The sequence below is a fragment of the Mucilaginibacter gynuensis genome (assembly GCF_039541195.1).
Taxonomy (GTDB): Bacteria; Bacteroidota; Bacteroidia; order Sphingobacteriales; family Sphingobacteriaceae; genus Mucilaginibacter; species Mucilaginibacter gynuensis.
This window is the reverse complement of record NZ_BAABFT010000001.1, coordinates 615,807-628,982: the sequence shown is the minus strand read 5'-3', so window position 1 is coordinate 628,982 and position 13,176 is coordinate 615,807. Positions and strand designations below refer to the sequence as shown.

The 13,176-nt window shown below is 46.2% G+C and carries 8 protein-coding genes; 1 reads left to right on the top strand and 7 read right to left on the bottom strand.

The genetic code is table 11. From position 1 onward, the window contains the following. Nucleotides 1-191 precede the first annotated feature (191 nt). Nucleotides 192-575 carry a response regulator gene (locus ABD894_RS02610; protein ID WP_345209423.1) on the bottom strand — a complete coding sequence of 128 codons (384 nt, stop codon included), beginning with the start codon at nt 573-575 and terminating at the stop codon, nt 192-194. Between the two features lie 300 nt (nt 576-875). Between ABD894_RS02610 and ABD894_RS02605 the strand changes: the two genes are divergently transcribed. Next, on the top strand, nt 876-1,325 hold the full coding sequence (locus ABD894_RS02605; protein WP_345209422.1) for a hypothetical protein: 450 nt from the start codon (nt 876-878) through the stop codon (nt 1,323-1,325). Between the two features lie 68 nt (nt 1,326-1,393). Here the strand turns inward: ABD894_RS02605 and ABD894_RS02600 are convergent, their stop codons facing one another. From ABD894_RS02600 to ABD894_RS02575, 6 genes are all read right to left on the bottom strand, one after another. Continuing rightward, nucleotides 1,394-4,312: an FAD-binding and (Fe-S)-binding domain-containing protein gene (locus tag ABD894_RS02600; protein ID WP_345209421.1), complete on the bottom strand. Its 2,919-nt coding sequence runs from the start codon at nt 4,310-4,312 to the stop codon at nt 1,394-1,396. 60 nt (nt 4,313-4,372) lie between these two features. Then, nucleotides 4,373-5,725 carry a serine/threonine protein kinase gene (locus ABD894_RS02595; protein ID WP_345209420.1) on the bottom strand — a complete coding sequence of 451 codons (1,353 nt, stop codon included), beginning with the start codon at nt 5,723-5,725 and terminating at the stop codon, nt 4,373-4,375. Further along, nucleotides 5,726-6,511 (bottom strand): FHA domain-containing protein, encoded by a 786-nt coding sequence (locus ABD894_RS02590; RefSeq protein WP_345209419.1) that lies wholly within the window; start codon nt 6,509-6,511, stop codon nt 5,726-5,728. A 48-nt stretch (nt 6,512-6,559) separates the two neighbouring features. Then, nucleotides 6,560-10,630, bottom strand: a complete 4,071-nt coding sequence (locus ABD894_RS02585; RefSeq protein WP_345209418.1) for an FtsW/RodA/SpoVE family cell cycle protein — start codon at nt 10,628-10,630, stop codon at nt 6,560-6,562. Further along, entirely contained in the window at nt 10,617-12,059 is a 1,443-nt protein-coding gene (locus ABD894_RS02580; RefSeq protein WP_345209417.1) for a PP2C family protein-serine/threonine phosphatase, read from the bottom strand. Before ABD894_RS02580 ends, ABD894_RS02585 begins: the two co-directional genes overlap by 14 nt. A 96-nt stretch (nt 12,060-12,155) precedes the next feature. Next, on the bottom strand, nt 12,156-13,115 hold the full coding sequence (locus ABD894_RS02575; RefSeq protein ID WP_345209416.1) for a hypothetical protein: 960 nt from the start codon (nt 13,113-13,115) through the stop codon (nt 12,156-12,158). Between the last annotated feature and the right edge of the window lie 61 nt (nt 13,116-13,176).

The following is a 13,176-nucleotide window of genomic DNA, read 5'->3' as shown; positions in this document are numbered from 1 at the left end:
AATGCAGGCTGCAAAGGCGGCATTTGGCTTAATTTTACAAAACAGAAACTTTTGAGGATAATTATTTACAACCTTTTACTGCGAGAACAGATAGCAGAAATTTGATAAGAATAGAGCAGTAATTATACAAAAATGGTTATCAAACAAGCTGTAAAAATACCTTGGCTGATAACCATTTTAGTTGAAAACTATTAAGCGTGGGCAAGCATATGGCCATCGGCCAGGTAGCTTTTTACCGTATTAATAAGCGTGTTGATATCGAAAGGTTTGGCTATAAAGGCATCCGAACCAAAATCGCCAAAGGCCTCACGTAGCCTTGGGAAACCCGATAGTAAGATGACTGGTAAAGCGGCTGTTAAGGGATGATTTTTGATCTCGCGGCATAATTCGCCGCCATTTACACCTGCCAGCAGGTGGTCGAGTATTACCAAATCAGGCTGATGCTGGGTTACGCAGCTCACAATATCATCAACATAAACCAAAGTGGTAACCGCGAAACCTTCCGGTTCGAGAATGTCTTTCATTAACTCCAGCATCTCCGGCTGATCGTCAACAATCAATATATTTTGTAACATGAAAAATAGGATAATTGGTGATGGTATAACAATGCTATCCTGCTACTTGTTTTGCCACTGTTAGTAATAAACATTGTTTAAATCAATAACGCAATTTGGGGTACGCATGTTATACTAATATTATCAAACTATGAAATTTTTTCGGGCGGATGATCGAAGCAGGAGAGTTGAACCGAATTGCTTTTGTTGATTAATCGTATGTTAATTTAATAATTTAAGTATTAAATTTTTGTTAAATGGTAATTGTGCTGTCGCAATGTGCTTTCTTAGCCGTAATGGTTGTAAATAACCTTTATGAATATGAAAACAAATACCCTTACTAAATTACTTACTTTCGCTTTGGTATGCGCTATTACATTTACGGCATGTGTTAAAGAAAGAACAATTAAGCCCGAAAAGAAAATTTCTTTGGCAGGTAGCTGGACAGAAACGCCGCCGGCCGGTGAGTATACCCGCGAGATATTCTTTAGTGCTGACAGTGCTTTTACCATGCACTACATAGGCCTGGTTACACCTCTTTTTTCTGCAACGTCAACCGGCACTTACAAAATAGAGGGCGATAAACTGATTGTTAGTATTAAAGAAGTGTTTGTAAAGGAAGCCAACAAACCCGGTATAACCACCACGCTTGACCAAGTACTTTTTGATAAGGCTACGTTTAGCCTTAAAAGCAACTTACTTAACATTGATTTTGTTACTTACCCTGCCGATGGACCAGTGCCGACTAATTTGAAGTTCCTGAAGAATTAACAGAGTTTAAAAGTTTTTTGTAGCGCATTGGGAAATAGGGGCGGCTTTAAAAGTGAAAAGGCTGGCCGCTATTTTATCAATGCGTTATAAAGAATCTCTACCGGGTGTAAGGCGATAACCTTAGTGCCGTCTTTTATTTGGTGGCGGCAACTGGTGCCCGGTGCGGCAATAATAGTTTCGGCATCGGCCTGGCGTACCGTGGGGAATAAAACCAGTTCGCCAATTTGCATGGATAGGTCGTAATGTTCTTTTTCGTAGCCGAAAGAACCCGCCATTCCGCAGCAGCCCGACGGGATGATTGTTACCTTATAGTTTTGCGGCAGCGATAATATTTTCTCTGTAGCACCCAGTGCCGCCCATGCCTTTTGCTGGCAATGCCCATGCAGTTTTATCTGCTGATGAGCACCGGTAAACTGCGATGCTTTGATATTGCTCTTCACGACTTCACGCGCTAAAAATTCGTCGATTAAAAAGGTATTGCGTGAAAGCTGCCTGGCGGCGTCCAATTGGTGGTCAGGTACAAGATCCGGGTATTCATCCCTGAAGGTAAGTATGGCCGATGGCTCTACTCCGATAAGCGGGGTATCATTGGTGATGAGTTGGCTTAACAACCGCACATTTTCGGTGGCTATTTTGCGGGCTTTATGCAGCAACCCTTTTGATAAAGCCGCCCTGCCGCTTTCAAAATGATCGGGCATCAATACACGATAGCCAAGGTTTTCAAGCAGGGGGATCGCTTTTTTGCCTATTTCGGTATCGTTATAATTGGTAAACTCATCGCAAAAAAAGTAAACGGTGCCAATGGGGGCATTTACAGGTTCTGCTTTTCGATGATTGAACCAATGCCTCAATGTCGTTTTATGCAGGTTGGGTAAGGTGCGTTCTACCGCGAAGCCTGATAGCTTTTTGATGACACCCGATGTGGCTTTGCTGTTCACCAATAAATTAAAAAAGCCCGGCATTACAGCAGCTACACGGTTTATGGTGTTAAACCCTGCAATTAAACGGGAACGAAACGGAATGCCATTGGTATCATGATATTGTTGTAAAAATTCGGCCTTTAACTTGGCCATATCTACGTTGGATGGACATTCGGATTTGCAGGCTTTACAGCTTAGGCACAGGTCCATTACCTCTTTAAGTTCAGGGTAGTTAAACGGGTTGCTTTGATTACCCCTCGTAAGTATTTCCCTGAGCATGTTGGCGCGTGCGCGGGTGGTATCCTTTTCGTTATGGGTAGCCATAAACGAGGGACACATGGTACCGCCCGCCAAATGACTTTTGCGGCAATCGCCCGAGCCATTGCATTGCTCGGCATGTTGCAATATGTTTTGTCCGTTAAAGCGGAAGGTGGTCTTTATCTCTTTGGCTTGTTGACCGGGAGTGTACCGCAGCATGGTATTCATGGGCGGGGTATCCACAATTTTGCCGGGATTAAAAATATTGTTCGGGTCCCAGGTATTTTTGATCTCCCTTAGCAGGTTGTAGTTGCGCGCGCCTATCATTTGTGCTATAAATTCACCGCGGAGCCTGCCATCGCCATGTTCACCGCTTAAAGAGCCTTTATAGCTTTTAACCAAGGCTGCAATCTCTTGCGCTACCTGCCTGAAAAGCGCGTTTCCTTCTTCAGTTTTTAGGTTGATGAGGGGCCGCAGATGTATTTCTCCCGAACCTGCATGGGCATAATAAACGGTATGTAGTCCGTAACTTTTCAGCAATCTATCACAATCACGGATGTAGGCCGGGAGATCGGTCACATCAACTGCTGTGTCTTCAATTACAGCTACAGCCTTTTCGTCGCCGGGCAAATTACTTAACAAGCCAAGTCCGGCCTTGCGCAAGGCCCATATCCGTTTAGTATCGGCCCCAAACAGCAGCGGGAAGTGGTAGCCAAGCCCGGCATTACGCATTTCAGTTTCTACCGTGGCAGCAATCTTTTTTACAGCTGCTTCGTCTGTGGCAAAGTATTCAAGCACCAATACCGCTGCCGGATCGCCTTGTACAAAAAAGCGGTTCTGCGCGTGTTCAATATGGCCTTTGGTGCAATCGAGTATGTAATGATCTATCAGCTCGCTTACAATAGGTTTATGTTTCAGCGCGATGAGGTTGGCATTCAGCGCGTCATCCACACTGTTAAAATGAATACAAAGCAAACCGCTTACGCCTTTGGGTATCGGGGTAAGGTTCAGTTTGATTTCGGTGATAAAAGCGAGCGTACCTTCACTACCCGCTATCAGCTTGCAAAAATTGAAATCATCAGTATCGGCTGTAAACGGCGAAGTATTCAGCAAAGCGTCTACCGCGTAACCTGTATTACGGCGGTGAATGCTTTTCTTCGGGAACTCCCGGCGGATCTCTTCCTGGTTTTCGTAATTACCTAACAGGCTTCTTATTTGCCGGTATATGTTGGCTTCCAATGTTTTGCCGGAACATTTGGCTATAAAATCGTCAAAGTTAAGCGCTTTAAATACCGCGTCACTACCATCTGATAATATGGCTTTTATTTCGAGCAAATGCTCACGAGTGCTGCCGTAGGTTACCGAATTTGATCCGCAGGAATTATTACCCACCATGCCACCAATCATGGCCCGGTTGGCCGTTGAGGTTTCGGGACTAAAGAACAAACCATGCGGTTGCAGGTGCAAGTTCAGTTCATCGCGCACTACACCAGGTTCTACACGTACCCATTTTCCGTCGGCATTAACTTCAATAATGCGGTTAAAGTGTTTGGATACATCAACCACAATACCGTTGCCCACTACCTGACCGGCCAGCGAAGTGCCGGCCGTACGTGGAATAAGTGATGTTTTTTCTTGATTGGCAAAGCCGATGAGCGCTTTAATATCCGCTATCGATTTGGGAATTGCTACAGCCAGTGGCATTTCGCGGTAGGCCGATGCATCGGTGGCATACAGTATGCGCATCTGCTTATCGGTATACAGGTCACCATCAAGTTGTTTAGCGAGTTGCTGTAGCTTGCTTATCATTATTAAAAATCCCCCAATAGTGCCAAATTTAAGTAATAGGCAATAGGTTTATGGCGATACCTAAAATATGCCTAAAAACTTTTTCCGCTTTTTCTTTTTTGGAGGCTGCTGTTTCAATATCTCCTGTTGCGCAACCGAATCGATAGTGCTACGCATAAGCGCGTTACGCTGTGCCTTTATGCTATCGCGTTTGGCCCGCATTACGCTATCGTGGTTGTAATATTTTACAAATATAAAAGGTGAGCGGTAGGGCTTGGTTGTTGTTATAGGGGTTGTAGTAGCTGTTACGGCTTTGCTTTTATCCAGCACAGCGTACAAAAACAAGCCTAAAAATAGAACCGCGACACCTATCAAACCCGCAAATGCCCGTTTGCTGAGCTGCACTTTATCTGTACTGATATTTAGCGGAACTGCTGCGGCCGTATTGGCTGTTTGGTATTGCAGCAATTGCTGGTGCAACTGTTCGTTCTCTTTTTTCAGGTCGATAGTAACCGGGTTGTTTGCGGTAGCCAGTGTACCTTTTACAATGGCCTGGTGCAATGCCGAACCATCGCTGTAACGATCTTGCGGGTTCTTTTGCAGGCAGGTGTATACCATTTCCAACAGCCATGCCGGTACCTGCATCTCCTGCGCCTTCTTTTCTGCCGACCATGTTTCGGGCAAATTATTCTCGCGCAGTAACATGGCATCGGGTATTGTACCCTCGATATGGCCCAGCATAACGGCATTGCGCCCAGTATCGCCATCGCCGTGCAGCGGAAAGGGCACCTGCCCGGATAGTAACTCAAATAAGATCACCCCGTAACCATATACATCGGTTTGCAGCAGCATTTTACCCTCGTGTTGTTCGGGAGCCATAAACTCGATAGCGCCGGCATGGCGTACACTGCTGCGGCGTTGTTCGTCGCTCATGATGGCCAACCCGAAATCGAGCAGTACATAGTTGCCGGTATGGATGTTGTATTTTACGTTGTTGCTTTTAATATCGCCATGCTTTACCCCAACATTGTGGCAATGCAGCAGGGCGCAGGCCAGTTGATCGGCTACTTTTATGAGTTCTTTAAGGGTGAAGATCTTATCATGCGGCGCTTGCAGCAATTCGCACAGGTCGGGCCCTTCCACATATTCCATTTCTATGTAGGGGAACGATCCGCTTTCGGTAATGCCGTAGCTCAATATTTTTACCACATTGGGGTTGGGCTCTTCGTTTACCTTTTGCAGCTTGGCCACCTCATTCTGGAAGTTGCGATAATTTTTATCGTCGGCACTTTCCAAATAAATAGGGGTAGGTATCAGTTTCACTGCCGAATAAATAGTACCCGTACGCCGCCCTTTATATACCGACCCTTGTCCGCCGGTACGCAATGCCCCTAAATTTTCCAGTCCGTCAGCTATAGTAAATACTTTACTCATTTATAATGGTTTATAACTGAATAATAAAACCACCGATTCGCCCAGTATGATCTGGTCGCCTTCTTCCAGCTCATACCCAATTTCGGTAGAATGTAGTTTGGTAAGTTGCTCGGTAGCATCAGATCGCACCTTTACCTTATTGCGTGGCGGTACGCCGCCTTCATCGGCAAATATCATAAACCTGCCTGCCTCATTTTTCCACTCGATGTGGGCATGTTGCCTGCTGATGTATTTATTACTCTCGTTAGCGCTATCAGACGGAAAAGCGATATGATTGATACGGAAATATCCCTCATCAGATTGCGCTTGCTTATCCCTGCCAATGTTGATCTTGCTATCGTCGGAAGTTACGCGGTATTGCTGCTCGGTAGTTTCGCCGCTTAATGGCCTTAGGTAAGCAGTAATGGTTTGCTTAATGAAGTGTTTACTGGTCTTCACAAAAAACGCGGCATCCACATTGGCAGCCTTTACGGCTTCTGGCGGAATGGTTTCATCAAATATTACTTCCAATGTCCAGTTGGGCGGTAACTCAAGCGCGTAATCATCGGCAATGCGTTGTATCTCATCCTTAAACTTACCGGGTTCATCGGTATACAAGGCTGTTTCATAAACATGCCTTTCGGCCGAATTGCACGACAGGTAAAGCAGTACGCCCTTAATATTATTGCCTTCGCCGCCTTCGGCCTTTTGCAGTTCCTGTTTAATAAATTGGAGCAAAGCATGGCGTATACCTTTCACATCGGTAGGGCGCTCATCTGCATCGCTTTTAAAAAGATTAAATATCATACTGCCTTTATCAGTTTAATAGTGCTCAATTTTAGTTCAACTTACAGCTTATTCATTTGTTTGCTGTACAATACTTTTAATATAACCCTTTTTTAGCAAAAATGGTATAACGTGCTTGCCTGCCAGCTTAACAGCGTCAGACGAGCCTTTGGTAGCTTCCACCCGGATACACACCACCACGTTATCATTCCCCTTTGCCATCGGCGCAAAAAATACATACCAGCCATCGTTGATCTGTTCGCCTTTCCATATCCGTTCGGGCGTACCGGTTTTACCCGCTACCGAAATGCCGAGGGTATAAGTTTTTAGCGCGCTCTGCTCAATCATATATTTGCGCATCAGCTGCGCGTATTGCGCATTGTTCACCAGTTTTATACCCGGTTTTACCGTGGTTGATGAATCGCTTACCTTCAGCACAAAACGGTTGCCTATCATATTGCCGTTATTGGCTACACCCGCCACCATACGGGCAACAGCGGCAGGACTCGCGATCAATTCGCCCTGTCCCCAGGCCATGCCCGAAATACCCTTGGCACGTGTTTTATGCACGTTATTAGGATCGTACCGCGGCTTGGTATTAAACTCGGTTTTGCGCCATAGTTCGCGCCATTTTTCTTCCTGTTTTTCGTTAGTGGCCTGTTTGTTATAATAATAACCGCCCGCACCATGTAAAAACATCCCGGTTTTGATGTACAGATCGGCCATTTGCTCCTGCAAATGCTCTTCGTTGGCCAGTTTAATAAAGTATACGTTGTTTGATTTTACCACTGCCCGTTCCAAAGTGATTATACCGGTTTCATCGGGTTCGATGCCTTTGGTACGTACACGTTCATTCATACTTACGGAATACGTTTTTTCGGCAGCGGCCAGGCCGAGTTTGTTGAACGCTGCCAGGGAGGTTAATACCTTGGCGGTAGAGCCGGGCTGGGTAAATAGGGTAAACCCAAGATCGGATGTGGTCATCCAGTTAGCCAGTTGGTTTTGTTCGGCGGTGGTCATGGTCAGCTTTTCCCAATCGTGTACAGGCGGCAGCGGGTAAACGGCGGATGTGAGCACATCGCCCGTACCGGCCTTCATGATCACTACCGAAACGCGATTGTCAAACAACGAAGTATCGGTAGCTATAGATTGCTGAATGCTGGTTTGCAGGCCTGCATCCATGGTCAGTTTTACATCGCGGTTGCGGTTTTTAAAGGCTGCTACTTCGGGACTGTTAATACCGGCCAGCAGGAGCAGGGCAAGCTGTGCATAGTCTTTCTTCACCACCGTCATTTCTTTTACGCCGCGGGCTAAAAACTTATCCTCTCGATAGCGATTGGCTACTACATCAAACTTGGTAGCAGGCAGTTTAAAGCCACGTAGTTCGGCGGCGTGTTCGTATTCGGCAAAGTAGCCATTGATGCTGCCGTTGAATACACCTGTATTGGCATCGCCCGTCCAAAAAAACATTTGTTCTTCAAATGGGTAATATCGGTCTAACCGCTTATGCACGGCCGAATCCAAATTATAATCAATACCCGCTGCGGCAAGTTTAAGCCGTTGTTTTTTTATGAGATTAGGGTTACTGGTAGCCAATAGCAAGCCGTTACGGTCATACAACGCCCCGGCCTGTAATCTGTTCATTAATATGGCTATACGCGGATTATAACTGAACATGCGCGAACCGCTTCTATCGGCAACCAAGGCGGGTTGTACCACCCATTTTTTATTGTTGAACAAGTAGCGCGATACACTTACGCTAAGCAGCAGGATGCCCAAACAAGCTGCGATAAGCGCGGGTACCAAATTTTTATCCTGTTGCTTAGAGATGTAGCTCATTTGCACCGGCGTGCCCCTAACCAATGATGCCGACAGTAAAAAGCCAGATGCCAAAAGGTTAGCCACTAATGATGAGCCACCATAGCTTTGAAAAGGCAACGACACCCCCGATAACGGCAATGCCCCGGTAGAGCCGCCCGCGATCAGCAAAAATTGAACGAATGTAGATATGCCTATGCCTGCGCAGAGGTAAAACAGGAATGGCGCACCCGTTCGCCGGCCGATGATAATGGAGCGGTGCAGGTATAATAAAAACAGCAGGAAGATGCATACAATGCCCGTCCAGCCAAATTCTTCACCCATAGAAGGGAGTATCATATCGGTATGTGCCTCGGGGATGGTTTTGGCAAAACCTTCGCCAACACCTTGCCCTGAAAATCCACCGCTCGACATCGCCCAAAGGCCGTTGGCTACCTGGTCGCCGCCGTAAACCTCGTTGTTCCAGGCGTCTTCCCAAATGGCTTTGCGGTCGGTAAGGCGCTCAACCGGGCCGGGAAACAGCTTGCCTAAATAGGGTATTTGGTCGATAGTTAAAAATGCGGCCATAATTACCAGCACCATCACTGCCGATTCGCTCAATTGCCTGCGTTGAAACAGTATCAGCAAGGCTACAATAGCAGCGGTTATAGTAGCAGAGAGCCAAACATTGCCTACCACCCACGATACAATAACGTATATAACTACCGCGCCCGCCATAAAGGCAAAATCGCCACGGGAGAAGGAGAAGAGCGTGATAAAGGTGAAGCAAACTACCATCGCCGGACCCAAATCGCCCAGCAATAAAAACAGCATCAAGGTTACCAAAATGGCTATCAGCGCGGTTGAAAAGAACGACCAGCGCTTTGTCCAGCTCGCATATTCGCTGATCAGCTTTTCGTTTACGGCGAAAAAACCTGCCAGGAAAAAGATGATCAGGTATTTGACAATTTCGCTGGGCTGAAAGCCAAACAGGTTCACCTTAACGCCGCTGCCTTCGGGACCGGTACCGAAACCGATGGTCATGGCCAATAGCGTGATTGCCAGCAAAGCCCATGGCCAGCCACTGGCCGCCGACCGTGTGTTTTTGAATAGCAGCATCCGGTATAACCACGAATCGGTGTTGAAACGGCGAAGTTTTATATTCAGCATCACTATCAATGCTGCCATGCCAATGCCCAAATACACCAGGGTATCCTTAGCTAAAAAGCGGTCGCGAAGTGGATCCTGCAAACTAAGCAGCGTCAAGAACGACAAGCCCGTTAACAGCATTACTATGGGTAGTATCAACTGATCAGCCTGGCTAAATTTCCATGATAATAATATATGGATGACTACAAAGCCGCCTATGAAGCTGCCCGCAATAATCCAAAACCATTCATTAAATTCTTGCGGCGTACGGATGATGAGCGATTTTTCTCTTTTGAGGATGTTAAAGTCGCGCGTAGAAAATAACCTGATCGTATGCGGCGATTGATGGAAAGTAAGCGATACATCTTCATCTAAATTTTGCACACCCTGCGAGGTGCCAAACTGAAAGCCCGGCTGCAAAGGCAATACTTTAAATGCTTTACTATTGGGCAGATTTTTAAAACTGAAACGCCCATCGGTACCTGTGCGGGCGTATGCCGTTATTGATTGCAAGCGTGGTTTGCCTGCGCTATCGGGTAAAAATGTTTCGGTAAAGCCGTTGCCGTGTTTGGTGCTTGTGGTAATGTCTTCGGCAAGTTCGTCGGTAAGCAGGCTGTCCTGCGGTAATATCATTTCGAGTTTTACCAGTACGCCGGGCACGGAATGCTCTTTGTTTTGTATGCTGCCGCTGATGCTGTAAGTGCCTATGCCCAGGTTGGTTTCGGCAGGTAGGGAAGGGGGGGCTGTTTGTTCCTGCGTAAAACGTAAAGAATCTTCACCGGTATATCCCAATAGCGAACGCGACGCGCTCACCCGCTTTTTAAATGATTCGCCACCACGGCGAAAAGCCTCATCGGCACCAATATAGTATTTGCGTTTGTTGAGTTCGCCAATATTATCTATCTGGTCGCCGATGTTTATGTTTTGGGCTACAGTAGCTTCAATAAGCGCTATGTCGCGTTTATCATCAAAGTAATAACCTTTTTGCAATAGCCTGCGCAGGCTTGCGGCCGGCGCTTTATCGTTCAGGTTGATCATGGTGCCATCCTGCAAGCGTTTGTCAACATCAGCAAAGCGTAGTTGCAGTACTGTATGCAACCTGTAAAACAGCAGCGAAAGCAAAATGGTGATCAATAATAAAAACAGCCGCTCCTTACCGCGCGATACCGACGGAATGATCTTACTTTGCTCCATTGGCCGCGCTTGTTTTTTTGATCAACGTATCCACTTTAATGGTATTCGCCGGTAACTGGGTTGATATATATTTGCCGTTGGGTAAAACATAGGCCCTTTGCACCGGGAACGGACTATTGCCAAATTGCACATGTTTCAGCACCAGGGTACTATTCACCATTAAAACGGTGGTTTTAAAATCCTTAAACTGTAAGCTATCAAGCAACGTTAAACGGCACCTGGCAGAAAGCGACAATGCCGGGCCATTGTAAGTAGTATCTTTTGTAATAAGGACGCCATTGCCTTTAATATACAGGCTATCCTTCTGAATCCGCAACGCGTCGCTCAATATCACCGGGCTTTTATAATCGGCAGCTGAAAGCACGAGGGTATCGCCTTTCAAACTATCTATAGCTTTTTGCAGCTTTAGTTCCTGCGCGTTACGGCCGGGTTTAACAACCGCGGCAATTGGCTTTTCGGGCACTTCTGAATTTTTCCATTGAAAGTAAAACCCTACCGCGGCAATTAAAAATATCAGCGCGAGCACAGCGAAAAACTTGGTGAAAAAACTGCCTTTCTTCGCTGAAGGTTGAACCTGTGTGCCGGTAGCTTTGAGCTCCCGAACGGTTGTATCTCCTTTGCCATTTTCGCCCGGAAGCTTGGTTGTACTTGCCGGTTTGGTGGCCGTAATTACTTGTGGCGCTTTGTCGTTTTGCACCAGTACCACAGTAATGTTATCATTGCCGCCGTTGTTGTTGGCAGCAGTTATCAGGCTTTTGGCTTTTTGTTGTAAGGATGTCGGCTGGGTAATAATATCGGTGATCTCGGTTTTATCTACCATATCTGTCAGCCCGTCGCTGCATAGCAGCAGCATATCGCCCGGTAAAAATGGCGATTGCCCGGTTTCGATATAAGTATCGTCAGTATCCATCTGGATGTCAAAACCCAATGCCTTGTTGATCTCGTTACGTTTCGGGTGTTGCATGGCGGCCGTCTCCGTAAGCCTGCCCGTATCCTCCAAAAAACCCACAAAGGAGTGATCCTTGGATATTTTTACCAGCGAGTTATCGCGCAACAAATACAAACGGGTATCGCCCACGTGGGCATAGTAAAACAAGTTGTTGGCAACATCGGCCAGTGCCATGGTTGATACACAGGCCATGCTATCGTTTAAGCTATCCTGTGCCTTTTTTTCGATGATGCGCCTGTTGGCCAGCTTAAACGCGCTGATCATGGCCGGTATTACCTCATCATCGGTATGTTGGAGTACAGCAACGATCTCGTCGTGCGCTATGGCAGCGGCTACTTCGCCGCCGTTGTATCCGCCTACGCCATCAATAACGCAGCCCAGCACATAACGGTTATTCATCACCTTTTGGGCAATAAAGGTATCTTCGTTATTGGTGCGTATTTTACCGGTATCGGTAAGTCCAAAAAAGTTTTCAGCCATTTTGTTTCCCCGAGTTTTTAATGTCGATAAAGTGCGTTGCCAGCAGGCAAACCACAATTACTAACAGACCAATGGATAATATTTGCGACATAATACTTAGCCTTTAAACAGATTTAAGCCGATAATTCCGTTCAGCAGCATGCGCGAATTAACAGGCAGTTCAACCCAAACCGGCGCGTTCACGTCACTGCGGCTGATCACGTTTTCATTCAGCGTGGTGATCTCACCGAATGAGGCCACGTAAAATTTACCGTCGGCTTTATTAAAGCGGATCTGCAAATGCGGTGAGTTAACCCATTCCGACGGGATAACGAAGATGTTATCTTCTTCGCGTGGTTCGTCATTACCCGATACGATGATGTCATCGTCTTTCATCAGGTACTCCACCTTTTTACCCGCGAACTGCTTATCTGGTATAATGGTTTCTAAACGGGCAAGTGTAGGCTGCTCTTTTTTCGGGCTTTCTTTTTCAGGTGCTTCCAGGTGATCCTCATACGGAATTTCCATATAGCCATCGCTGTAATAGGTAAAGCCCTTCAAAATATCATCATTCACATCAAAAGTTTGCGCTATACCCGTTTGCCTCGGGATAAAGGTTACCCGCAGGTTCTCCGATTTTTTGGTGCTGTTGCTATTATCGGGTAATAGCTTACCTATAAAGCCTTTATCGCCGCGTACATAGCTGGGGTGTGTAACCAGCCTGAATACCCATTTGGAGCCCGATGGTTCAACCGTTTTGCCCGCTTCGCGATAGGTGCGCAGTATCTCGTAAAACTTCTTTACGCTTTCATGCACTATCAGCCCGAAAATGCCTTGTTTGTTTTGCACAAACTCGTTATAATCTTCTGTATTAAAGCTGATGATGAACTCGTGGTAAAAAACCACACGCCCGGCAAAAGAGAGTTCCCTTATCGATTCCTCAAATTTTTCAATAATGTAATTATAAACCGTATCGGGCGTAAGGGGCTGGGCTTTGCCGGTAATAGTAGGGGCATCATTGGTTAAAAACCAATCCTGTATGCCTAAGCGCTGCCAAAAGTTATTTTTGGGTTCCATTATTGATGTAAAAATATTTTATGCTAACTGAACGTAAAAACAACAAACGTTGTTTGATTGT